The organism is Candidatus Avedoeria danica (genome assembly GCA_016703025.1).
In the GTDB taxonomy this organism is placed as follows: Bacteria; Chloroflexota; Anaerolineae; order Epilineales; family Epilineaceae; genus Avedoeria; species Avedoeria danica.
Map to the genome: position 1 here is coordinate 1,881,243 of JADJCV010000004.1, position 25,118 is coordinate 1,906,360.

12 protein-coding genes are annotated in these 25,118 nt (G+C 63.9%); 8 read left to right on the forward strand and 4 right to left on the reverse strand.

Going from position 1 to position 25,118, the window contains the following annotated elements; translation table 11 throughout:
- Positions 1 to 183 precede the first annotated feature (183 nt).
- The 8 genes from IPG72_10870 to IPG72_10905 all read left to right on the forward strand — a co-directional run bounded on the left by IPG72_10870 (position 184) and on the right by IPG72_10905 (position 18,681).
- Complete coding sequence (locus IPG72_10870) at positions 184 to 1,230, forward strand: ATP-binding cassette domain-containing protein (GenBank protein ID MBK6769485.1); 1,047 nt, start codon at positions 184 to 186, stop codon at positions 1,228 to 1,230.
- Positions 1,227 to 2,036, forward strand: a complete 810-nt coding sequence (locus IPG72_10875; GenBank protein ID MBK6769486.1) for an ABC transporter permease — start codon at positions 1,227 to 1,229, stop codon at positions 2,034 to 2,036. Before IPG72_10870 ends, IPG72_10875 begins: the two co-directional genes overlap by 4 nt.
- Positions 2,037 to 2,260: 224 nt before the next feature.
- Positions 2,261 to 7,270, forward strand: a complete 5,010-nt coding sequence (locus tag IPG72_10880) for a S8 family serine peptidase (GenBank protein ID MBK6769487.1) — start codon at positions 2,261 to 2,263, stop codon at positions 7,268 to 7,270.
- A 1,115-nt stretch (positions 7,271 to 8,385) separates the two neighbouring features.
- Positions 8,386 to 9,867, forward strand: a complete 1,482-nt coding sequence (locus IPG72_10885; protein MBK6769488.1) for an IS66 family transposase — start codon at positions 8,386 to 8,388, stop codon at positions 9,865 to 9,867.
- Positions 9,864 to 10,634, forward strand: a complete 771-nt coding sequence (locus IPG72_10890) for a transposase (protein ID MBK6769489.1) — start codon at positions 9,864 to 9,866, stop codon at positions 10,632 to 10,634. The genes IPG72_10885 and IPG72_10890 overlap by 4 nt, the downstream gene beginning before the upstream one ends.
- A 1,507-nt stretch (positions 10,635 to 12,141) precedes the next feature.
- The gene (locus IPG72_10895; GenBank protein MBK6769490.1) at positions 12,142 to 12,975 is read left to right on the forward strand and encodes a hypothetical protein; all 834 of its coding nucleotides are present in this window, start codon (positions 12,142 to 12,144) and stop codon (positions 12,973 to 12,975) included.
- A 1,447-nt stretch (positions 12,976 to 14,422) separates the two neighbouring features.
- The gene (locus IPG72_10900; GenBank protein ID MBK6769491.1) at positions 14,423 to 16,525 is read left to right on the forward strand and encodes a hypothetical protein; all 2,103 of its coding nucleotides are present in this window, start codon (positions 14,423 to 14,425) and stop codon (positions 16,523 to 16,525) included.
- Positions 16,526 to 16,536: 11 nt separating this feature from the next.
- Positions 16,537 to 18,681 (forward strand): hypothetical protein, encoded by a 2,145-nt coding sequence (locus IPG72_10905; protein ID MBK6769492.1) that lies wholly within the window; start codon positions 16,537 to 16,539, stop codon positions 18,679 to 18,681.
- A gap of 412 nt (positions 18,682 to 19,093) precedes the next feature.
- Here IPG72_10905 and IPG72_10910 read toward each other — a convergent pair whose 3' ends face one another.
- The 4 genes from IPG72_10910 to IPG72_10925 all read right to left on the reverse strand — a co-directional run bounded on the left by IPG72_10910 (position 19,094) and on the right by IPG72_10925 (position 25,080).
- Positions 19,094 to 19,732: a transposase gene (locus tag IPG72_10910; GenBank protein MBK6769493.1), complete on the reverse strand. Its 639-nt coding sequence runs from the start codon at positions 19,730 to 19,732 to the stop codon at positions 19,094 to 19,096.
- Positions 19,733 to 20,710 (reverse strand): ISL3 family transposase, encoded by a 978-nt coding sequence (locus tag IPG72_10915; GenBank protein ID MBK6769494.1) that lies wholly within the window; start codon positions 20,708 to 20,710, stop codon positions 19,733 to 19,735. It lies immediately after the preceding gene.
- Between the two features lie 1,495 nt (positions 20,711 to 22,205).
- Positions 22,206 to 23,360: a hypothetical protein gene (locus tag IPG72_10920; GenBank protein MBK6769495.1), complete on the reverse strand. Its 1,155-nt coding sequence runs from the start codon at positions 23,358 to 23,360 to the stop codon at positions 22,206 to 22,208.
- Positions 23,361 to 23,475: 115 nt separating this feature from the next.
- Positions 23,476 to 25,080, reverse strand: a complete 1,605-nt coding sequence (locus tag IPG72_10925; GenBank protein ID MBK6769496.1) for a hypothetical protein — start codon at positions 25,078 to 25,080, stop codon at positions 23,476 to 23,478.
- Between the last annotated feature and the right edge of the window lie 38 nt (positions 25,081 to 25,118).

Below are 25,118 nucleotides of genomic sequence, written 5' to 3' on the forward strand. Positions count from 1 at the left end.
CGTTACACGTGCCCCGTGCGGGGCGGCCATGTGCCACCGCGCTGGGCACGTGGGCACATGGCCGCCCCCGTTCGAGAAGCTCTCGAATAGAACAAAAATTCGACTCCGCCGCACCCCAATGCTACGATTCCGCCCGCCTGCCTGCCGCGCCCCAAGGACGCCTCAGCCGTGAGCCCTCCGCCCATCATCCGCGTCGATCACCTCGTCAAGCGCTACCGCAAGGCCGACCGCAACGCCGTCGACGACGTCTCGTTCGACGTCGCGCCGGGCGAGTTCTTCAGCCTCCTCGGCCCGAACGGCGCCGGCAAGACGACGACGATCTCGATCCTGACGACGACGCTCGCACCGACGGGCGGGACGGTGACGATCGACGGCCACGACCTCGGGACGGACGCGGCGGGCGTTCGAAGCAGCGTCGGGATCACGTTCCAGACGCCGAGCCTGGACAAGAACCTGTCGGCCGAGGAGAACGTGCGCCTGCATGCCATCCTGTACGGCCTCTACCCGTGGCGCCCGTCCTACACGCTCATGCCGACCGCCTACAAGAAGCGGTTGGCCGATCTGGCGGACGTCGTCGGGCTGGGCGGCGACATCTTCAAGCCCGTCCGGACGTTCTCGGGCGGGATGCGCCGCAAGCTCGAGGTCGTCCGCAGCCTGATCCACCACCCCCGCGTCCTCTTTCTGGATGAGCCGACGACCGGCCTCGACCCGGCCAGCCGCCGCGACCTCTGGACCTACCTGCTGGAGATGCGGCAGACGGCGGACACGACGCTCTTCCTCACCACCCACTACCTGGCCGAAGCCGAGGACGCCGGCCGGATCTGCGTGCTCTCGCGCGGTAAGATCATCGCCCTCGGCACGCCGGCCGACGTCACCGCGTCGCTGCTCGAGCGCTACGTTCTCCTGGGGGCCGCCGATCCGGCCGCGCTGCGCGCCGAGCTGTCCGCCAAGGGCATCGCCTACACGGACGATGCGCCGGGCAGCGCGAACGTGCGCGTCGCGGCGGACGAAGGCGACGTGCAGCCGCTGCTCAAGTCCATCGACACGCCGCTGACGTCGGTGCGCACCGTGCTGCCGACGCTCGAGGACGCCTACCTGGCGCTCGTGGAGCGCGACGAGCTGGGTGCGCGCGAGGAGGCGGCCGGGCTCGGCGAGGCCGGCATCGTACTGGGCGACGTTCTGGGCGATGGTGCGCTCGTCGACGCCGAGAGCCACGAGGTGATCCAGTGAACCTGTCGCACGAGCTGAACGCGATGGCCGCCATCGCCTATCGCGACCTGCTGAAGTTCCTCCGAGACCGTTCGCGGATCATCGGGACGCTCGTGTTCCCGGCCGTGTTCATCCTGATCCTGGGCGGCACGTTCGGCGCCGCCGCGGCGGAGGGCCGCGACTTCGACATGTGGACGTTCGTCTTCCTGGGCGTTTTCGCCCAAAACATGTGGCAGTCGTCGGCCATGGGGATCATCTCGCTCCTCGAGGACCGCGAGAACGACTTCAGCCAGGCGATCTTCGTCGCGCCGCTGTCGCGCTACACGATCCTCGGCGGCAAGATCTTCGGCGAGTCGCTCGTCTCGCTGGCGCAGGGCGTCGTGATCTTCGCGTTCGGGCTGCTCATCGGCATCCGCATGGACGTGAGCCAGGCGCTCTGGCTGATCCCGGTGTCCATCCTGGTCTGCCTGTACGGCGGTGCGTTCGGCCTCCTCCTCATGGCCAACATGAAGTCCCAGCGCGGCGCGCAGCAGATATTCCCGTTCCTGCTCCTGCCGCAGTTCTTCCTGGGCGGCGTGATCTCGCCGGTGGACAAGCTGGCCGAGAAGGGCGACGTCATCAGCCTCTCGCTCGACTTCCTCTCCCGGATCAGCCCGCTGCGCTACGCCGTCGACCTGCTGCGGGGCGTGTTCTTCGGCGGGGTGGAGCCCAGCCAAGGAGCGGTGCTCGCGTCGCCGGCCTTCAACCTGGCGGTGATGGCGGTCGTCGGCGGCGTCTTCATGGCGATCGGCACGGCGATGTTCGTCCGGCAGGAGCGGACGCGGTAGAGGGGCACACCCCCACGCGATGCCGTGTCGCCTCGCTCCCGCATGCGCTCCCCGGAAAAGCCCACTAGCCCCCGCCAGCACCTTGGGGGATAATGCCCGCCGCTGTGCTCCGGCCGCCGCCGCATGGCCATACGGTCGTATGGACATGGGGCCGTCGGCCGATTGAGGCGCGAGGGTTGGAACTGCGTCCGCGCCGAGCCGCTGCCACTGAGGAGGGGTGAGGGGTGTATCGCTTCAAGTCGTCCATGATCTCCGTGTTGGGTGCCGCCGCACTGCTCGGCGTTTCGCTGCTGGGCGCCTTGGCGGCCGGCGGCGCGTCCGTCCGGGCCAACCCGGCCCTTGCACCGGCCGACGATCCCTCGTCCCAGCCCGTTCCGGACACGCTGGCCGAAGCGATGGCTCCGTTGACGGCCGCTGCGCCGGAGCGCAAGCTGGACGCAACCCTCACGGAGTGGGTGGGCTCGGCGCCGGCGACGTTGGACTGGATCATGGTGCAGTCCACGCAGCGCCTCGACCTGTCCGAGTACGGCTTCGTGCATCAGTTCACGTGGCCGGCCGGCGAAGAGGTGGCGATGCTCCAGGCAACGCCCAAGCAGGCGCTGCGCATTGCCGCCGATCCCCATGTCTATCGGGTGGACTCGACGTCGGCGAACGCCAAGCCCAACCTGAACGTTCCGCCGGTGAAAGAGGGCGTCGTCGACCCGGCCAACGTCGCCAAGATCGGCCGGATGGCGCAGGACGCCCCGAGCTGGGCCGAGGCTGAACCGGCGCATGAATCGTTCATGGAGCAGACGGACGCCGCCCGCGAAGCGGCGATGAAGGGCAACGGCCCCGCCAAGCGCGGCGGCAACGGTCCGACGGGCTGGTGGGACGTCCGCAACGGCCACGCCGCGTCCGAGGCCTGGGACCTGGGCTTCCGCGGCGACGATGTGGCGGTGGCCGTCCTGGACATGGAAGTGGACTACGCCCACCCCGACTTGCAGGGCACGTGGCGGATCCTGCCGGAAGGCCACCCGTACGCCGGCTGGCCGGAGGTGTTCGACCCGATCGTCGGCTACCTGGCCGTGATGGACAAGCGCCAACCGAACGAGGCCCTGCGCAGCACGCGCGCGAACCTGGACACGTCGCGGGTCGAGCTCTACCAGACCTCGACGGTCACTGCCACGATGCGCGACGACAGCCCGATCGGCCAGATCTGCGTCCAACCGCGGGTCTCGGACTACACCGTCGTGGGCGGCGCGGGCCAGCTGGCGACGATCCGCCTTGGCAGCATGGACTGCGGCTTCGCGATCCCCGCGACGTCCAAGGGCGGCACGGTCCGCTACGGCCATCACCCGGACGTCGACCTGGCGTTCATCGCCGCCGGCGCATCCGTGCCGACGGGCGGGCTGGCGACATGGCCGGGGATCATCGCCGTGGACGAGGGCGCCGCCGGCGTCTACGACACGGTGTACGTGGACATCGACGGCGACAAGGACTTCACGGACGAGAAGCCGGTCCGCAAGGGCGATCCGCTGGCTCACCGCGACCTGACGAACCCGCCGGACGGCGTGACGGACGCCTCGGGCGGCCTGTTCTACTGGATCAGCGACGGCGTGAACCCGTTCCCGGGCAGCTGGGTGTGGGGCCTCGAGGCGGACATCCCGGCCGCGGGCACGGAGGTGGGCGTCTTCATCGTCACGCGCTTCAGCGACCACGGGACGCTGTGCGCCAGCAACGTCGTGAGCCAGGGCCGCGTGCCGATCCCGGCCGACGCGCCGGTGCGCTTCCGCGATCTGGCGGCCAACGGCGGCACCGGGATGCCGGGTGCGGTGAACTACGGGATGGCGCCGAATGCCAAGATGGTCAGCATCGGCAACGTGTATGACGGCCGGGCCGGTGGGCGGGCGATGTTCGACGTCGGCTGGCGCTTCGCCGCCTTCGGCACGGACAAGACGCGCACGGACGACGACATCCAGATCACCTCCAACAGCTACGGCTGGTCCAACGAGGACAACGACGGCTGGGATCCGGACTCGCGGGTGATCGACTACTACATCCGCAAGCTTTCGCCGAACAGCAGCTGGCTGTACGCCACCGGCAACGGCGGCGCGGGCTACGGCACGATCGCACCGCCGAGCCCGTCGGCGGGCATCGACGTGGCGGCCAACACGCAGTACGGGGCGAGCGGCTGGCACAGCATCACGGACACGTCGCAGATCACGTTCGGCGACATCGTCCCGTTCAGCAACCGCGGACCGGGCTCCACCGGGCAGAACGGGCCGGACCTGGCCGCCAACGGGGGGTACGGGACGGGCGCCGAGCCGATCAACATGATGCTGGTTGCCAACGGCATCGACAGCCTGCACGCGTTCGGCACGTGGGGCGGCACGAGCCGCTCGACGCCGGTGGCGGCGGGCGCGATGGCGGTGGTCTTCCAGGCGTTCAAGAGCAAGCACAACCGCTGGCCGACGTGGGCCGAGGCGCGGGCGATCCTCAAGGGCGGCACGCGCTTCAGCGGCTACGACACGCTGACGGGCGGCGCTGGGACGGTGGACGAGGCGGGCGCGGCCCGGATCGCGGCCGGCCTGAACGGGGTGTACGCGCTGCCGGACGAGTGGAGCGCGGGCGGCTACCGGGGAACGCACCACGACAGCTTCGCCAACCTGGTGGCGCCGGGCGAGACGACGACGCAGACGTTCACGCTGCGCAACCCGAGCAGCGAGGCGATCGCGCTGACGCTGAGCGCGCAGACGCTGCGGCGGATCAAGGGGACGGACGGGACGTTGACGCTCGAGGCGGAGAAGGAGTCCTCCGAGAACGCGAACGTGCCGGACTACGTGATCCCGGTGAAGAAGGAGGACGTGCCGGAGGGCACGGATCTGATGGTCTTCCGCGGCCGCCAGCCGATGGAGAAGTTCGACCCGGACGGCGATTTCGGCGCGGCGGCGACGTTCAACAACGTCCTGGGCGGGAGCGTGCTCCAGCACACGGACATCGACGGCGACGGGAAGTTCTGGGACGACAAGGACAAGAACGGGGTGGTGGGCTATCGGACGATCTATCCGGTGTCGGTGAAGGCCAATTGGGGCAGCGGCATCGGCGAGTACACGGGCATCGAGGGCGTGGCCACGGTGACGCGCCAGCTGGGCGGGCTGCCGTTCGGGCCGCACCAGATCGCGTGGTACGGGATGGGGTGCTCGGACGATATGGGGAACGCGCCGACGCCGGCGCAGGACATTTCGGAGAAGATCGCGCTGATGGAGCGCGGGACGTGCACGTTTGTGGACAAGATCACGAACGCGACGAAGTTCGGGGCGATCGGGGTGGTGATGTTCACGGACGTGCGCGGGGTGGTGGCGATGGGTGCGAATCCGAATCCGCCGCAGCCGTTCGGGATTCCGGGGGTGATGATCCCGCGGCTGGACGGGCTCGAGATTCGGAGCCATCTGCTGAACGGCGAGCCGGTGACGGTGGAGTTCGGGCCGTCGGCGTCGCCGCCGGTGGGGTTGGACGGGGTGGCGGCGATCGACTACCGGGTGAGCGAGCTGGAGGCGTGGGAGTTCCAGCGGTTCTCGCACGGGACGCAGAACGGCAATACGTTCGAGATCTCGGTCCACCACCCGCGTGAGCGCTGGGCGGATGGGATCTGGCTGGGCGTGAACCATCTCCAGCGCTCGCCGGCGATGACGGTGACGGAGCTGTCCTACCGGATCGACGCCTACAAGTACCAGCCGTGGTCCGCGCTGACGCTGAACGACAACACGTTGACGGTGCCGGCGGGCGGCGAGGTGACGTTCACGGCGTCCCTGGCGGTCCCGGCGGATGCGGCGTCCGGTGTGTGGCAGGGGGCGATCTTTGCAGACTACGCGCGCCGCGCGGGCGATGTGCCGATCCCTGCCGCCGGCGGCTACGAGACGCCGCAGCTGCGGTTGACGATCCCGGTGGTGGCGAATATCGCCCATACCTACAACTGGGAGGGCGCGATCAGCCTCGGCGGCCCCAAGGGCATGGATATGGACGCTTCCTACAACAACGGTGCGGTCCGCGGCCAGCAGAACTGGAACTGGCGGCCGGAGTCCGGCGACTGGCGCTTCTTCTTCGTCGACGCCCTCAAGGCCGTCCCCGGCACCTACTGGATCTTCCGCACCCAGTGGGACGAGGCGAACGACAACCAGACGGACGTGGACACGCGCATCTGGGGCCCCGCCGACAACCGCTACAGCAACCCCCTCCACCCGGCGAACACGACGCCGGGAGCGGGGGGGGTGGTGGAGGATCGGTCGGATGGGGGGTGGTATGGGCCGCATGGGATGGAGATGAAGGGGGGGAGTACGAATCGAGTTGGCGTAGGCGGCCAACCTCCCGCCTTCTGGCCATTCGATACCAACACGTCTGCAAACGAAGAGTGGTTTGCCATGCCATCCTCGGGCGGGCTACACGAAGTGATGTTGGACAATGTCGCTTTCGGCGGCCATAAACTGGAAGTCCCCATCGAGACTACTGCAAGCGCCCTGCAAGTCTCGAGCGGTAATGTGGCGATGTGGGGCAGCCTCTGCCGCGACATCACGATCACCTCACAGATGGACCTTCCAGGCTTCGTGATCCAGGGCTTCAGTGGGCAGCCGCCGACGGTCACCACCGGATCTGCTCGACAGGACGATCCGCAAGCACGAGGGACCGCTCATCTGAAAGAAGACGTGACCCTGGACAAGGTTGCCGCCGGATTCACGGCGATCCTGGACGCTCCTGATCCTGCGGTCGCCCCGCAGCTCGACCTCGACCTGCTGGTCCTCTACGACAAGAATGCCGATCTACTGTTTGACCCCGCCACCGAAGTCGTAGGTCAAAGCCTGAGCGACGGCGCGGATGAGGCGGTCAGGCTGCAGGGCACGCAGAAGCCCGGGGACTATCAGGTCTGGGTGCACGGGTTTACGGTGCCAACTCCGGTTTCGTACACACTGTCGATTCAGATCTTTGACGGCGATGCGTTCAAGATAACTTCGGAAAAGCTGACAGCATCCATGTTGCCAGCAGGCAAACCGCACTTGGTTGAGATATGTCCAGACGTCGATAGGTTGGAAGTGCAGCCGGACCCAGTTGGCGGTACGTTGGTGTTCGGTCCTGGGCTTATGCCGGGACTATTCCAAGTTCCGATGGCCTGGTACAGCAAAGCGCCACATAGTGTCGTGTTGCCGCTAGGTCTCAAGTCGCTCGACCTGGCAATCATACTTGAGGGCGGACAAACGCCATAGTTGAACTAGTCCGTGGAGGGTGCCGTACAATCTGACCTCCTCTATGCACTGGAGACGCGACCACCACTCAGGTCTCGTGTCATTAGGGTGCGACTATCGATCACCCAATGACTGGACGAGCCCCAACGCAGTGATCGCTTTGGAACTTCACCCGATGCCATCGTTTGCGATGCCATTCTGCCAATGCTGGCACGTCTCTAGCGTGTGTTCACGGGCCGAAGCGTCAGCGGCTAACGGGCGTGGTTGCGTACACGAGGGTAGAGGAGCACCTTCTGCTACATGAGAGGGAACATGGTGGTGGTGGCCCAGACTAGAGTGTGGGCGCTCGAAGCAGAGGGAGCACGCATGCGCGGTGAGGTTGGGCAACTCCGTGCCGAGAATGGCGAGTTGCGCGCGACGAACGCGGTGCTGGAGACGCGAGGCATGGGGACCGTAACGTTCGGCGCGAACCTCCAGGCGCAGTTGAACGAGCTGGCGGCGCACTTGGGAGCGAACTGGCAGAACTCGTCGAAGCCTCCGTCGAGCGACCGGACTGGAGATCGACCACGTTGGCGCGGGAAGGCGAAGGAGCAGTCACTGGGTGGCCAGAAGGGTCCCAAGGCCACCCAGCGGAGCCCGGTACCGGCGGACCAAGTGACGGCCAGCGAGACGTTGGAGCCGCCGAACTGCTGGGCCTGCGGAGCCAAGCTCGACGGGGACAACCCGAAGCCGGTCATTATTCATCAGGACATCGACATCCCGCGTCACGCACTCTCGGTAGCGCAGTACAAACTGCATCGACTGCAGTGCAGTTGCCCCGTGACAACGTGCGCAGCATTGCCGACTGGCGTCAGTCCGAGTCAACTTGGCCATAGACTTCTCGCGCTGGTGGCGACCGGCGCGGGGACGTTCCGGCTGAGCAAGCGCACGGTAGTAGCGCACTTGGAGCTGATCTACGGCCTGAACATCGACGTCGGCACGGTCTGCGGAATCGTGCATCAAGAGTCTCAGCGGAGCTCGCCGTGCCGGTGGGGGACGTCAAGACGTATGCGTTCACGGGCCGGGGCGTCAGCAGCTGACGGACGAGGTTGCGTAGGCGGCGGCAGAGGAGTACCTTCGGCCGCATGAGCGGGAACATGGTGGTCGTGCCCCGGTCTGAGCTGCGGGCACTCGAAGCAGAGGGAGCCCAGCTGCGCCGTGAGCTGGAGCAACTCCGTGCCGAGAACGGCGAGTTGCGAGCGGCGAACGCAGCGCTGGAGATCCGAGTCACGGGCTTGGTGACGCTCGGCGCGAACCTGCAGGCGCAGTTGAACGAGCTGGCGGCACGGTTGGGGACGAACTCGCGGAACTCGTCGAAGCCGCCGTCGAGCGACCGGACTGGCGTTCCGCCGCGAGGGCGCGGCAAGACGAAGGACCGGGCTCGGGGTGGCCAGACGGGTCACACGGCCAAGCAGCGGAGCTTGGTGCCGGCGGACCAAGTGACATCGAGCGAGACGTTGAAGCCGCCGAACTGCCGGGCATGCGGAGCGAAGCTCGACGGGGACGACCCGGAGCCGCTCATCCATCAGGTGATCGACATCCCGCGTCAGACACTGACGGTGGCGCAGTACAAACTGCATCGGCTGCGGTGCAGCTGCGGGGTGACGACGTGCGCGACGTTGCCGACGGGCGTCAGCCCGAGTCACTTCGGCCCTCGCCTTCATGCACTGGTGGCGACTGGCGTCGGGCAGTTCCGGCTGAGCAAGCGCACGGTGGTCGCGCTCTTGGAGCTGATCTACGGCCTGAAGTTGGGCGTCGGCACGGTCTGTCGAATCGAACATCGGGTCTCGGCGGCGCTCGCCGTGCCGGTGGCGGAAGTCAAGACATTCCTCCGGCGCGCGCGTTGGGCGCACGCCGATGAGACGGTCTGGCGATTGATGCGCAACCGGGCCTGGCTTTGGATGGCGGCGACGGCTGAGGTGGCGGCCTTCTGGATCCGCCGTCGCCGCGGGAGCGAGGTGTCCAAGGAGATGCTCGGTGAGGCGTTCGATGGCGTCCTGTGCACGGATCGCTACAGCGCCTACAACTGGGTCGCTCGGCGCGCGTTGTGCTGGGCGCACTTGGTGCGCGACTTCACCGCGATGATCGAGCGGCACGGTGGACCGTGGCATGGCCATATGCTTCGGCATCTCGCCGGTCGGATCTTGCGCGACTGGGCCTCCTGGCATACCGGCGAGATCGATCGGGCTACCCTGCTCGAACACGTCGCACCCCTGCGCGCTCGCTTCGAGGAGGTTCTGGGTTGGGCGGCCGCGAACGCGCCCGGGCCGCAGGCCCAAGGCATCGCCCGCGATCTCGCTGGCCGGACGGACGAGCTGTGGCGCTTCCTCGATGACGAAAGCGTGGCGCCGACCAACAACTTGGCCGAGCGACTGCTGCGCTACGCCGTCATCCTGCGCAAGCTGACCTACGGCAGCGACTCCCTGGCCGGAAGCCTCTACATGGAACGGCTGCTCACCACCGCCGCCACCCTCGGGCCGCAGAAGCGCAACCTGTTCGACTATCTCACCGATGCGATGACGGCGCATTTCGCTGCTCAGCCGGTGCCCTCTCTGCTACCCGTCAGATCCGACCCGTGAACGGATACGTCAAGACGGTCCTCCGACGCGCGACTACGGCCCATCCCGATGAACCCGTCTGGGGAAGGATGTGCAACCGGGCCGGGCTCTGGGTCGCGGCGAGGGCTGAGGTGGTGGCACTTCGGATATGCCGTAGCCGCGGGAGCGAAGTGGTCAAGGAGATGCTCGGCGAGGCGTTTGACGTCGTTCCGTGCACGGATCGGTACATCGCCCACAACGGCGTCGCTTGGAGCGCGCCGTGCTGGGCGAGTCGGGCGGACGCCGCCGCGATGAACGAGCATCGCGGCGCTCCCTGGCATGGCCGCACGCTTCGGCATCGCGCTGATGGAATCTTGCGCGACTGGGCATCGTGGCATACCGGCGACGCCAATCGGGCCACGTTGCTCGCACGGGTCGCACCCCAACGCTCTCACTTCGAGAAGGCCCCGGGTTGGGCAGCCGAGCACGCACGTGGCCTGTGGGCCCAAGGCATCACCCGCGATCTCGTTGGCCAGTCTGAGAAGTTATGGCGAGTCCCCGCAGACGAAAGCGTCGCCCCGACCAACAACCTGACCGAGCCCTTGCTGTACTACGCCGTCAGCCTGCGCAAGCTGACCCGTCGCAGCGCCTCCTTGGCCAGAAGGTTCTTCATGGAACGGCAGCTCACCACTGCCAGAAGCCGCGGGCTGCAGAAGCGCAACCGGTTCGGCTATGTCACGGACTCGATGACGGCACACCTCGCCGCTCGGCCGGTTACGTCTCGGCCATCCGTCCTATCCGACCCGTGAACGGATATCTCCATGCAGCGAGTTCTTGACGACCGTCAAACCGGGTCACGTCCATTGGCTCGCACCCTGTCGCGGGACGATTATGAAACGCTGCTGCGGTAACCTAACACAGCGATTTGGCCGGCGTAACGGGCTTGCCGCCAAACCCGCGGCCAAGCACTGCTTCAAAAGCGGATCATGTGGTGAAGCCCGCGCCTGCATCCGCGCTCACCCGTCGCTCAAGGAGTCCATCGTGCCGAGTCCCATGTGCATACGAACAGTACCTGTCCGCATGATTCCAATCACATTCGCCTACTTTGTCGGCGTATCACTCATTTGGCTCTCAAGTCACACCGTGGCTGCTGCCACCTCCACTGCCGCCTTGCACCCGTCTAAAGGATCACATGCTGTAATGGGCACGTGTCCGCCAGTCTGGCAAGGCACAGCAACATTCGACTGTCCGAGTGATATCGACGGCAAGAAGTCGCCGATATCATTCGCGGTACCCTTGCCACCAAAGACGGAGCATCACAATTTGCTGAAAGCATGCAATGGTAATGTTCGCATAGATGTTGCCTTTCAACGCCGAGATTGCGAGTTGGAGTCGTCGATACTGAAAGAAGCCATCCATGTAGTTCTTTGGCCAGTTGGAACCGGTGAGTCGGATACTCTCGCGCCACTTGAGCCCGACACCTGCTCCTCAGAACTTCCCGAATTGCTGGCGGGAACCGTTGTTCGGGATTCTGATCCAAGTGTTCCGCTGGTTGCAGCAGGCATTGCCACAACTCGCATCAGCTGTTGTCAGTCATGCAGCCCATGACAACATTACATCTTGGCACGCAGGCGGATTGACAGCTTCACACCAGCCCGCGTGCGAGTTCGGCAGACGGGAGAGGGCCATCGCGACGCGGCTGACTTGAAGTGACACAGAATCCGAAGAGGGACACCATTGGAGGCGACCTAGTCCGATCCAGGGGAACCGTCCAAGTGCCGTGCCTGCTTACAGGCTTGAATTCGGTGGTTGCCTGAGGCACAAGAACAGTTAACGGCGCTGGAGGCGGCGGCAACGCTGGATGCGCCAGTGGGCGCGGCGATAGAGGTTGGGCAAGTAGAGGTGCGGCGCCATGTTGTGACCATACTGGCGGGACATGCGGCGGCGCCGACGACGTGGCGGCGGCGCGAAACGTGCAAGGCGAGCCTGCGGACCAAGGGACGACGATTGAGGCGGATGAATACGGGGATTGGAGTAGTTACGTGGCTGCGATCTGTGGGTCGATACCGGCGGGGACGCCCGGTTGCCGAGATGGCACCGCTAGATCAAGCACTTGACGTAGCCAAGTCGCAACGGCCCAGCAGTGAGCCGAGCATCTTGGCGTGTCCACGCGCGGTGTTCGTTCCGTCGGCAACGGCGTCACTGGTGCCCAAACGCGTTCGGCATGTCCGCCTCCCACCCAGTGGTGCGATCTGGGCATCGGTGCAAACCACTGGGCGGAGAGCAAGAGACAAGCAGGTCGACGAGATCGCCGCCATGAAGACCGGAGATATGGCAAGTCAGGAGATCATCGATGCCAAGCTCGACGAACTGGCGCTCGTCGTCGGCGCGGACGGAGTCATGCTCTCGTTCCGATCCAATGGCGGCAGCCCAAAGGGCGGAATCACCTGGCGCAAAGCCAAGATCGGCATCCTGGCCCGCATGGGCCCGCGCCTGGACCGGCACGGTCGCCAGGTGACGCACATCGCCGCCCGCTGGCTGGTGGCCACTCTTGGTTCGACGGACGATCTCGTGGTCCGGCTCCGCGTCGAAGGACTGCGCCAGCCTGTGGGGCGAGCAATGCACTTTGCCTGGGTCAACGGCCGCGCCCGCGTGATGTGGCGCGCATCCGCCGAACTGTTCACCGACGAAGTCATCAGACTCATTGACTTCTACCACGCGGCTGCCCACCTCTGGAAATCGGCCGAGGCTTTGATCGCCTACCGCGACAGTGCTCTGATCCGCATCGCCACCGCCCGGCACTCCAGCGACCACGGCGGCGCGGGCGACATCATCGCAGACCTTGCCCGCGCCGTGGCCCAGACCGTCTGCGGTCCCAAGCGATCTGCTGTGCTCTCCCAAGTCCACCACTACTTCGATCGTCACAGCGAGCACCTGCGCTTCCCAGACGACAGTGGGGCCGGCCTTCGCCGCAGCAGCGGCCTCGTCGCGAGCACCTGCAAACGTGTCTTCCAAAAGCGTTTCAAGGGCGTCGGCATGCGCTGGAGCGAGGACGGCTCTAACCTCCCGTTCCTACTGCTACCGGCCTGGGTCAACGACCGCTTCGACTCCCTCGTTCAACTTCGCTCGGCTCCCTCTCCCAACTCATGAATGCACCACCAGCCCTCCGATTCAGCCCGGGAGCGATCGACATTACCGGGATTGAGTCGGACTGTACAATCGCCATTCCGTTACCTGAATACCGTACAGAGTACTGGCTTTACACATGAGTATGCGTGAACACGAATGCGCACTGCATTCGAGACTTAGAATTAACCTGATGGGAGAGCTGACGATATGCTTGGACGGCGTTTTCGTCCGATCACCAAGGAGACTCCGAACTCAGCAGCTGTTCGCACTGTTACTGCTTAGTCAAGTCGCGATCCCTCGAACTGCTGCCGCGGCTCAGCTGTGGCCTGACCTATCCGCAGCAACGGCGATCGGGACATTCCGACGGCACCTGAGCGATCTACACTCATATCTCACCACTGCCCTACACAACAGTGTGTTCATTTCACGTACTCAACAAGGATTGCAGCTTGTGATAGCTTGCGACAATTGTATCGACACTACAGCAATACTGACGCTGTCGGACAGAGTGCAGTCACAATATGCAACCTTTCAAGAAGTAAGTACTGGAGAGTTGAACCGAGTCCTCGCCATGGCGAGTCGGCCGCTTCTCGAAACATGGAGCGATGTGTGGCTTCAATCACCCCGACTTCGCTTGGAGATGGCTCGACAGACCCTATCTGGCGCCCTGTCATTGGCCGCTTCTCGAGAGTGCGATCACTATGGAATCAGCCCGATTCCTGCAACTCCGTCAGGGTGTGATCTCCACCGCAATATCGCTGAGACAGACTCACGATCCAATCTCGAGAGTCGACAGCACACCAGTTCCTCCTACCTATGGCACGTGACGCCAATTGTGTTCCCAGTGAATCCACATTCAAACGTCTCGAGCGCGTCATCATTGCCATGCCTTGACACGATTGGCGCGCATGCGGTTTCTCAGACCCGCGATCCATCGATGGCTCTAGCTACATCATCTCTCAGCGTAAAGAAGACTAGTTGTACGCACGCAGCAATACCACTACATCTTGACTCATATGTCAATCGCGCTCGCGAGCTCGAGATGTTGCACAAACACTTGCGAGACTCACCTCTGGTCGTCGTGTCTGGGGAAATGGGCATCGGGAAGTCCCGATTCGCAGCAGAGTGTGTTCGGATTATTGCCAATCAGTCAGATGAGTCGACATTCTGGTTGACTGCCGATTGCTGCACACTCACCGGACGACCTGATGGTTCGTCACTTGCCGCCCTGAGAACATTTCTCCAAAATTATACTAGTTCATATGAGACATCATGCAGGCAGTATGGATGTGGCTTTCCGATCATAGTCTTCGATGGCTTCGACGCTGTCTTGTCTGAGCTTCGCGATGCCATACTAGAAGCAACGCGTGCATGCCCACAGGTCCGCATTATCGCCACGCTTCGATCTGGTCTCAGTCTATCTGATGTTCCGCATCTTACGTTGACACCACTGTCCACAACGTCGACAATGGATTGCTCCGCCAATAGCGGTGGCAGCTCTCAACTTCACGATGCCAGCTCTGATGTCGAGTCTCTGTTTCTTGCTCGCGTCTTTGAACTCGGCAAGCAACGCGTGACGCTTGATGAGCGTCGAATGCTGACGACAACGATTTACCCAATGTCAGAAGGCAATCCGCTTGTTATAGAAGCGCTCGCCGCACGAACTTCCATCATGTCGATCCGCGAGTTGATGGACATAGTGCGCCTCGCCTTACCGTCACATCACACCAATTCCTACTCAACTATTCGTGCATGGAATTGGCACAATAGTATCGAGCGCGAGTGGAGCCAGCTCGCAAGCGAGAGTCGCTCATGCATGGAACGACTTTGGATCTTCAGGCACCAATTTGGAAATGAGCACATCTTGAGCGTCTGGCATTGGAAAGATGACGACTTCAGATCATCCGCACCGATACATAGCGTTATGGAACCGCTGATTGAATACGGATGGATGATAAGCGAGACATGTAATGTGACGGGAGTGCAGTTCCGAATACCGATTCTCATTCGCGAGTTCGCGCAGTTTAGATCGCGCTCAATTGAATGTAATCCTCCGCTGCGTCAGTCACATGCGCGATTCGTCCTGACTCGCATCGTCATGCTTGTCAATCAGAAGCCGGAACTGGATGAAGGTGTTCTTGAGTCGATCTTCGACGCCGAGTGCGACGATCTCGCCGCTGCGATCACAGCATTCAACATCCTCACGAGTGATGACCTGCGAATAGCAGTGCTTGCCGCGGTAGAGTCATGGCGATTCTGGATTAATCGCGGCATGCTTATCCATGAAATCGAATGGGTCGAATACTTGGTAAGCAAGGCCAGCGATTTGGGTGATGAGGAGTTGTATGCTCTCGCAAGCGATGTCGCCGCAATGATGCGCTACGCTCAAGGAGATGTTGAGTCGGCCGCCAGACACGGAAGGAATGCAGTACTCGCGGACCTTAGCGATATCTCCTCGCGGCAGCATGTAGTCGCACGCATTCATCTTGCCGGAATTCTGGCGATGTCAGGAGATCTGGCACCTGCACGCGAGTTGGCTCGGGAAGCAGTCTGCAAACTGTCACCACAGGACGAAATCGTGCATATGATCGACATTCTTGGACTTGCTGCGGACATCTTCTTGCGTGCAGGAGATCTCAGGAGTGCCGACGAGATCCTAGGGCATGCTCATGGACTTGCCGGAAGAGTCGTCGGAATGCCTCGGGGCGCTGGCCGCGTACGTCTACGCCTTGGGACCATTGCAATTGAGCGAGGCGAGTATCAACTTGCTTGCGAGTTATTGCAGGGAGCAGATCGTCAGGTGGTTCCATTAGCACATAAGCGCGAACATGGACGCATAAAGGCCGAATTAGCTCTCGCAATGCGATGGATGGGCAACACTGACGAGGCGGCCCGTATCTTGTCTGATGTAATTCGACGATCCACAGAGACAGGGGACAGACTCCTTCATCTAATCTGCCTATGCAATCTTGCAGATATCTGGTGCGATTCCATGATGTGGGAGAGCGCGAGCCTGACTCTCCAACGAGCCCGCTGCATATCCGGCGACGTGTTTACTCCCGACTTAGAACTAGATTTGTGCAACCTCGACCTCATTGTCGCAATTGAGACCGGAGATCTACCACGGCAATCCGAACTGACAGTCCGTGTTCTGTCGTCGGTGGAACATGTGGGCGATATCGTTTCTGCTGCCTGGGCATATCGCACCATTTCCGGGGCATACGCATTGGCAGGCGACTTATCGCGGGCTCGGCACTATGCTACGGAATCCGTGCTTCGCCTGTACCCTTACGGGAATCTTGGAAGCTTGGTTCGCTCCTTGGAGGCCACGGCCCATGCGGTGGCAACATCAATTCCGAGCGTAGCCGGGAGTATTCTAGGCGCATGCGCGTATGAACGTGGACGCATGGGGGCTCCCCGCACCCCGCGAGAGACGAGAGACTTCGATAGCTCCATGGCCGCGATGCGTCAGGTCATGGCTCACGACGAGGCGGAGGCAAGCTTGCATTCCGGTTCAAGCCTCGGAATCGGTGGCGTCTCCGAGTTGGTGTTGTCGTTGCGCGCGTCATAGAAGGTGGTCCCGTGTCAATGATTCCGAACTCGAGAAGTGAAGGTAACGCGCACATCGATCCTCTTAACGGCAATTGCCTCTCAATCAGCCTCTTCCGCAATCTGCAACTTCGTTGGCACGAACAGCCATTACCGCTCCCAACTCGACGTCATCCTCATCGACTGCTTGCCCTATTACTGCTCGACTGCAATGGCATTCCTCGTGAGCGTGACGAGATCGCGTGGAAACTATGGCCCGGCGATGAATTGTCAGTGACACGGCCGCGACTGCGCCTTAGTCTTCACGGCCTTTCAGAGTGCCTTCCCTCCTTTGGCGACGAGGACCCTTGGATAGTCCGCGATGGAACGCGAATTGGATGGCGATCTGATGCTCCATGCAACGTTGATGCCTGGGGTCTCGATCGTGCCGAACAGGAGCTCCGGCGTCAGGTCGAGGCCACTCCTGCAGCACACCGTCGGCGCATCGCCCAATTACAGGCGGCGCTCACACTGTACTCAGGCCCACTCCTGCCGGAACTGGACGACGCGTGGCTGGGCGACCATCGAGCTCATTACGAGACAATATATCGCCGTATCGGAATCGCGCTGTTTGACCACTTGGTCGCCATTGGTGACCGAAATGAAGCACTCGTCACCGCGCGGCTACTAGTCTTGCATGACCCCAGTGACGAATCCACCCACCTGCGTCTAATTCACCTATATATCGACAATGGAGACCGCGATTCTGCGCAAAGGCAATTCGACATTTGCGCACGAGAACTCCAATTGATCGGTTCGTCGCCATCGCACGAGACCGAGTCACTCATGTCAGATGTGCGTTTGGGGAGGCGGATTGAGTCGCCTGTGCGCAATGGGCTCGTACTTGCGCCTCCTCCATGCACATTACCGCCAGATGACGACGGCGAGTTTGTCGACGCGCAGCAACGAGTTAGTGATCTTGTCAGCACGCTCTATCGCAGTCGACTTGTTGGCGTGATTGGACCTTGCGGTTCAGGCAAGAGTCGCGTGACTCGCGAAGCTGCTCGCATGCAACTCCCTCTGTGGAACGCCAACCGTATATCGCTGTTCTGGCACGATCATGATCGTCACGAGTTGACACAAGATCTCGTTGCAGTCAATCCGCCAAGCAGTGTCGTTGTCGACAATCTCAAGGAGAGTCTCGCACTCACTTTTGGCCTTCCCATCACGGCTTCGCCGCGATCTAGTTTCGATCTTATTGTCGAGCGAATCGGCCAAAGGGAAGTGGCACTCGTGCTCGATAACATTGATCGCCATTTGGGGGCATGGACGATTCTCATTGGGAATTTGCTCGCCTCCTGTCGGCGACTGCGGATTGTCTACACAGCGTGCGCCCCAACCCGATTTCCGGGCGAGTCCGTGTGGCGCGTTCCGCTGCTCGGTACGATCGCCGCGGATCGAACCACCGCTGCGCGAGTTCCATCAGCGTATTCGACTCTCGAACGCGCGACTCCAGTTGCATCCTCAGAGGCAGTCCGGCTCTACTGCGCGCTCGGTGGTCGTCTGCCCATCCCGCTCCCCGACCGCATTCCCGCTGCCAGCACCATCGACGGCTGGATCGCAGAAGCCGATGGACTTCCCCTTGCCGCCCAATTGTTAGCCAAACTCAGTCGCAGTACCGCGTGCATCCCTCCTGACTCTGCGCTGCGCAATGCTCTGTGGAATGCTGTCGGAGCGGCAAAGGGCGGTTCTGTAACGGGCCAGTCGGTGGTTGGAGCGGCATCGAAATATCGAGACCCGAGCATCCTCGGCTCCATCCGTCCAGCCCGCCACACGTCGCTCTCCAGTGCTTACGCCCACTCCCTCGTTCGCCTATCCTCTAATGCCCACCTTTCATTGTCCATCTTGCGGACCATGCCCCCACCCCTCACTCTCCGCGCCGTGCAATCCGCCCATCAATTCCACGCCATCGCCACACACCCAGAAGAAGCCGCCACAGGCGTTTTTGCCGACGTCTTTGATAGGGCCAACGCCCACCTCCCTATTACCGGCGACTGGATCGACGGCCTCATCGAGCTGGAGGCGGCGTCCGTCATCACCGTGTCCATGCGCGAGGGCCAGAGCACCGTCTATCAGATACGAGACGGGATTCGACGGTACCTCGACCTAGAGGCTGCTTTGGGCATACCAGAGGTGTAAGAAAGTGGAGTGCCCCCCTCTGCGCCTGGAAATCTGCGCCTGGAGAGTGTCACAGGCCGGCCTATCAACCACCCCCGGATAGCCTGAACGGACCACACCCAGACCGGATCAACAGACCACAGTCGGGTCGGCCCATCGGACCACAGCGAGACTGGCTGCACATTCCGGCCAAGACGATCAGGAATTCCAGCCCATGGCGATCACAGAACGCCGTGAGCGGCGGACGCCGCAAGGTTAGCTCGCAGTGATCGACATGACGAGGGAGGCACGGGATTTTCGCTGGGACTCTCCTTTGAGCTGGAGGCGGTGAGCGTTGTGGGCGAGGCGGTCGAGGACGGAGTCGGCGAGGTTCGGATCGGCCAGGCGTGTCAAGCGTCGCCCCATCGTGGTTCTCCGTCACATTTGGTGACGCTCACGCGGCCGAGAGCACGCGAAGGCGGAGGAGATCGAACCGTGCGCGTCCGTACATGACGCGCTTGATGAGCTTGAGTCGGTTCACCTGGCCTTCGAGCTGCCCGTTGCTCCAAGGCAGTTCGACGGCTGTGCGGACGGCCGCGTAGTCCTTCTTGAGCCCAATGGCGAACCGCTTGACCTCCAAGACATCGCCAGCACGCGCCGCATCGAGCCATGGGTCCAGGAGATCGGGGCGTCGCTCGCGGACGATGGCGGTGAACTGTTCGACGAGGTGGCGCATGCGGTCAGCGTCAGGACACACGCGGCAAATCGCGTCTCGTTGATCACGCTGTAGATCGGTCAGATCATTGGACTTGGCGACGAACAGCCACGCCGCCTTACGCGGTGTCAACGGAGTGATAGGAGGAGGCGCCTGTCGTTCATGGCGCAGCCGGCGCCTGTCGCCGCGGCGGAAGTGCTTCAGCGCCCGGCAAACGCTGGAGTAGCTGCCTCCGTATCCGCGGCGGTGCAACGCGAGCCAGATCTGTTGTCCGTTCTGGCATCCCGCCGCCCATTGCTCTCTGACAAAGGGAAGAAATGGTGCGACCGACGACGGACTCCTCGTGCCTCCACGCTGCGGAAGCTCGGCGGCCGCCATCTACCGTCGCACGGTGACGCGTGACAGATTGAGCTGCTGGGCGATCGAGAGCAGCGTCTGCCCCGAGGAGTGGAGCGCCTTGGCTGATTCAAACTGACGCAGACGCTCGGCATGACGCGGGCTCAACACCAGCGGGACTGCTGCGGACTGGCCACCGTCTACCGACGTCGCCTGCTGCTCCGTTCCGCTTGGGTCCTTGGCAAGATCGGTAGCCGCGAGGCGCAGCGCTGCGGGGTGACGTTCGAAGAGTCGTTGAACCGCATCGCCGAGGTTCTTCAACAGGTGCCAACGGTCGGCGACCTGGCGCGCTTGCGGTGCTCCGCGCACAGCCCCTTCGGCGTAGCAGCTCGCGCGATCCCGCGAGATGATCTCAATGCTGGGCCGTTCCATCAGCCAAGTCGCCAGCGAATCGGCGGTTCGATCGGGAAGCAAGTCCAACACGCGGTGCCGCTCCAAGTCAACGATGATCGTGCCGTATGTGTGCCCCTTGCGCATGGCCCAGTCATCAACGCCGACCACCCGTGGAGGCGGGTGCGATTCCGTCGGCATGCGACGGAGCAGTCGACGCAACGTAGGAGCGCTGGCGGAGAGTCCGAAGTGCTCGACCGTGCGCGATCCGGCCTCACTGCTCATCTCCATGGCGAGCTTCGCCAACGAGACGTCGGCGCGTCCTGTCCAACGGCCGTACGAGCGCACGACACCTTCCAATCGCTCGGTGAACACGGATCGATGGCACGACACGTTGGCGCACCTGAACCGCCGCACTTTCAGATTGAGAACCACCAGGCTGTCCGCCCAGGGCAGGTCGCGTAGCGTTCGATCGTATCGGCTGTGGACACGCCGAGACTTCACGCCGCACTCCGGACAGGCCGCACGCAGCACCGTTGAAACCAAGTCCACCGATACGACGCCGCCGTCCACGGTGATGCTCGTCTTCCTCAGGCCAGGAAAGCGGGGCAAGAGGAATGTGGCATCCATGACATCGGTCGCCTCGGGGAGAGAAACGGACTCGAGAGGCTGCCGATGTTACCCGGCCACGGTCGGGCTGGCCGCGTGAGCGTCACCAAATGTGAAGGAGAACCACGATGGGGCGACGCTTTACAGGCAGCGTGAGACCCCCAATTATCCGCAGTCCGCGAAAGCGGGGGAACTCCATTTCGAGCGCCGCGCCATCCCCAGGCAGCCACTTCTCGCGCCCTCGGCTTTACAGGCGTAGGGGTCACTCCGGGCTGAGACTGCAAGAGGGGGTGCCACTGTGGTGACACCCCCTCGCAGGAGAGCATAGACTCCTTCGGTGCGCGCTAGTCAGTTCATCTGCGCTACACGTGCAGCGTATGAACTTCTATTCGAGCATTATTGCAGAATCCGCAATTGGCGGAGTTTCGGGTTCAGGCGAAGATAGTGAACCGCTAGGGAGAATAGTGCAGTTCTGGCAACAACCAATACCCCAATCGATACGTCGAAGGCAACCAGAATACAAGTGAAGCTCTACCGTGTAGATATTGTCCCACTTATACTCATCGAAACAACCGAGATCGACGTAGCTTACGCCAGGGACGCCAGGCAACGGCTTCAATCGCGCCGTGTAAGCCCAGTTGTCGTTCCCATGAGCACTGATGTATCCGTCAGCGTTGCTGCCATCACACGTCCAAACAACTGCCCGAACGAAGAAGCTAGTGCATTCCGGAAACAGCGACCTTGCGTGCCAGTAGTTGCGCGGCAGGAGAGTTGGATCCAGGGTGGCATCCTTCGAGCACTCTTCCCAGTTGTTCGACTCCGCTGGACACTCGAAACTTACAGATGGCCCCAGTTGCGTGTGAGCAATGCCGTCGCAATCCACTGGACCGGGCAGGAATCTATCGCGAGTGCCGGGACTCGGTTGATTGCCAGGCGCCGCATCGACGTGCGCAGTCACCATCCCAGCGGCTATTGCGATCACCGCCGCAACGGCGATCGACCGACCCCTTTGCCAACTATCCATGGCAGTTCTCCTTGGTAGCGTCAGCTCAGCGCATCTGAGCCTGTGCCGCCCAGGTTACGCGGCGAGCGTTGCGCGATCGTTACACGCTCGGACGTTATGTCAGAACGCATTTCAGAAGCCTTCCGAGGCACCAGAGGATCGAGGCTAGCAGGCAGAACCCGCGGTAGTTCGCGAGCCTGCGTTCGAAGCGGATGAGGAGTCGCCGGTGGTTGTCCATCCAGGCGTTGGCTCGTTCGACCTTCCACCTCTCGCCGATGTTGGGTCCGACGACGGGCGGGCGGCCGATCCGCGGTCGCGAATGAGCAGGCCGTCGCGTCACCGGGATGGTCGACGGGCGGCCGTCCCGTCCGCTTGCGCGGTCGCGCGACAAGCGGTCCCAGCACTTCCCACTGCATATCGATCAACTCGTGTCGGCTTATGCCGACATTCTAGCCAGCCCGGCCTGCGGTTGTGAAATGAGTTCTTACCAGATAAGGTGGCAGGTCACACCCCCTACGGCACCACCTCATCCTTCCTATACCACTTGTCATACGTCCGCTCCGGAATCCACCGTGACCCCCCCGGCACCTCCGGCCGTGCCCCGACGGCGAACAGGTTGGCGCTGCCGGAGGTCTTGTAGGTGGCCACGAAGGCATGGGCCGGGAAGCGCTCGCGGGCATCCTTCACCGTCAGGTCGCGGACGGGCTGGGCGGTGGCGGCCGTGGCGATGAGGTGGCCGGGTGGGCCGTGGACGTAGCCTTCGCCGGTGCGCAGCGGCGCGGCGTCGGAGATCTTCTTCACGTTCAGCCGCAGCGGCCACGTCGGCGCCCCGGTGCCGGCGATCTCGTGGCTGATGATCGTGAACTCGCCGGCGGCGTACGGCTCGTCCAGAACCTTCGTGAACGGCTCGAGGCCGAGGATGAGCGACGCCAGCGCGCGGATGCGGGCCGCAGCCGGATCGGGCGGCAGATCGCCCTCCACCCAGTGGTTCAACCCGCCGATCGAAACGCGCTTCCAGTCCTTTTCGCCCGTCCCGAACGCCATGAACAGATGCGCCGCGAAGCGCGACTCGTCGGGATGGTTGTAGCGCGCCTCCAGATCGAAGATCTTCACGTCATAGTGCAGCGGCACCAGCCAGCGCTGGATCTGGGCGTCGTCGACGCGCGTCTCATACAGCGTCTGGTCGTAGCTGAACAAGCGCCGAAAAGCGATCACCCGGCCGTCGCCGTACACCGTCAGGTAGGGCGTGCCGCTCATCTCCTCCCATGCAATCCCTTGGTCCTCGGCATCCGTCCGGCCGATCTGCAGGACGATCTGCGCCGCGTCCGTCGGGTACGCCGCCCGCCGCGGGTCCGCCGTGGCCGTGGCCGTGGCCGTCGGCGGCAGCGCCGTGAACGTCGGCAGCGGCGTCCGCGTCGGACCGAGCGTCGGTTGCACCGCCGACGTCGGAGCCGAGCGGTACGGCGCCGACGGGCCGCGGATCGCCCACGGCAGCCGGGCAAACGACCGGACGTCGGCCGCCAGCGGGGACGAGGCGGCGGGTGGCGCGCCGGACAGACCCATCAGCACCAACACGCCGACCGCCAACGCAGCGCCGGCCGTTCGCGGCCGGCGGCGGTCCGGGCGGTCGATCAATCGCACCATCGGGCGCAGCATCGTCGGGCGCATCAGAAAACTCCGGGCTCACAGCGAGGGGGGAGCGACACCGCAAGGATAGCAGCGTGGCCGACCCCACCGTCCCGCATCCGCCATCCACGGATCCGCCACCCCACCCATCCACCCATCACTCGACCGGCCGTGCCCTCGTCCGGCCCAGCGCCTCGGCCGTCTCGTCCGTGTACCCCAGCACGTGCGCCGCATCGCGCCACGTCTGCCGCGGCGTCAGCCGGACCTGCCGCACCCCGTCGGCACCGCGCTCGACGATAAGCTCGAGCGCTTCGAGGAGGCCGCAGTGGTGCGCCCCGCGAACCCCGGACAGGATCTCCTGGTACGCGCCCACGCCCAGGATCGCCACCTGGACGTCGTCGCCCTCGGGCAGGAGGATGGCAGCGTCCTCGCCGCAGCGCTTGGGCGGGTAGCGGCCGTCGGAGTCGCACGTCACGTCGCCCAGCCGCAACGCCCGCGCCGGCCGGTCCGCCCCGCGCGTCGCGAGCATCCGGAACGACTTGTCGATGAGCAGCATGTCCGGGATCGCCGCCATGAGCCCGCCGTCGATGAGCGCCCAATCGACCGGCCGGTCGTCGTTGTCCTTCGTCTGCAGCACGCCGAACACATGGATGCCCGCTTCCTCGGCCACCAGACTCCCGAGCTCGTACGTCACGTCCGGCGACGGCACCCCGGCCGCCGCAGCCGCTTCCGCCAGCGCGGTCAGCACGCCGCGCACGAGCCCGACGTGGTCATAGTTCTCGGACAGCGGCGGCACGCCACCCCCCAGGTTGATCTCGATCAGCGTCGGGTGCGCCGCCCGCAGTTCGGACCAGATCGCCCCGGCCACGCGGTAGGCCGCCACCATTTCGGGCAGCGGGATCTCCTCGGCAGCGCCGACCATCGCGTGCAGCGTCGTCAGCGTGACGTTCGGGGCGGCGTCCACCGCTGCCGCGGCCGAGGCAAGCTGCTCGGGCGTCAGGCCGAAACGGCTGACGCAAGCCGCCAGCGACGGGCGGTCGACCACCCGGCCGAACTTCAGCCGCAGCCCGACATCGAGCGGCACGCCCGCCGCCGCGAAGTACGGAAGCTCACCGGCATCCAGGATCGGTTCGATCCGCCAGCCCTCACGCCGCAGGCGCACGATCGTCGCCGCGTAGCTCCCGTCGACCCCCAGCGCCAGGCGGTCAGCCCGCGGCACGGCCAGGCGGCCGCCGGACGACGGCGGGACCGCCGACGGCGCCCCTGCCGCCGGGTCCGTGGTGCGCTCGGCGGCTTCCGCGCCGGGCGGCGGCAGCTTGAAGCCGTTGCAGACGACGCGCATGCCCTCGGGCAGCAGGCCGTGCCGGCGGAGCCACTCCAGGTGCCGCAGGTCCTGCGTGCTGCTCGTTTCGGCGTGCCAGCCCGAGCGGTAGGCGGCGTGCGTCACCTCGGCGGCCATGTTGGCCTTGGATGCGTACAGGTAGTTCAAGCGGCCGGCATAGCCGATCTCGACCGCCACCGCGCGCGTCAGCGCCATCCACTCCGAGCAGCGGCGCTCGATGACCGTCGTGTCCACGACCTCGAGCGGCGTGGCGCACGCGGCCACCGCATCGGCGAGGCGCAGGTCGTTCACCCACAGATCCCCGGCCTCGTCGTACCGCACGTGGTCCCAGATGTGGGTCCCGGCGTACAGTTCGGTCACGGCTTGGCGATACGGTCGGCCGATCCAGCGGCCCACATCCGACTTCGACAGGTCCGACATCGTGCGCTCCTCGAAGGCAATGCACCGGCATTGTACGA

Bases quoted from the DNA above. Each gene is read 5' to 3' on its own strand.
- IPG72_10910 (MBK6769493.1), bottom strand. From the start codon at position 19,732: ATGGCGGCCGCCGAGCTTCCGCAGCGTGGAGGCACGAGGAGTCCGTCG.
- IPG72_10885 (MBK6769488.1), top strand. From the start codon at position 8,386: ATGGTGGTCGTGCCCCGGTCTGAGCTGCGGGCACTCGAAGCAGAGGGA.
- IPG72_10900 (MBK6769491.1), top strand. From the start codon at position 14,423: ATGGATTGCTCCGCCAATAGCGGTGGCAGCTCTCAACTTCACGATGCC.
- IPG72_10920 (MBK6769495.1), bottom strand. From the start codon at position 23,360: ATGCGCCCGACGATGCTGCGCCCGATGGTGCGATTGATCGACCGCCCG.
- IPG72_10915 (MBK6769494.1), bottom strand. From the start codon at position 20,710: ATGGATGCCACATTCCTCTTGCCCCGCTTTCCTGGCCTGAGGAAGACG.
- IPG72_10925 (MBK6769496.1), bottom strand. From the start codon at position 25,080: ATGTCGGACCTGTCGAAGTCGGATGTGGGCCGCTGGATCGGCCGACCG.
- IPG72_10895 (MBK6769490.1), top strand. From the start codon at position 12,142: ATGAAGACCGGAGATATGGCAAGTCAGGAGATCATCGATGCCAAGCTC.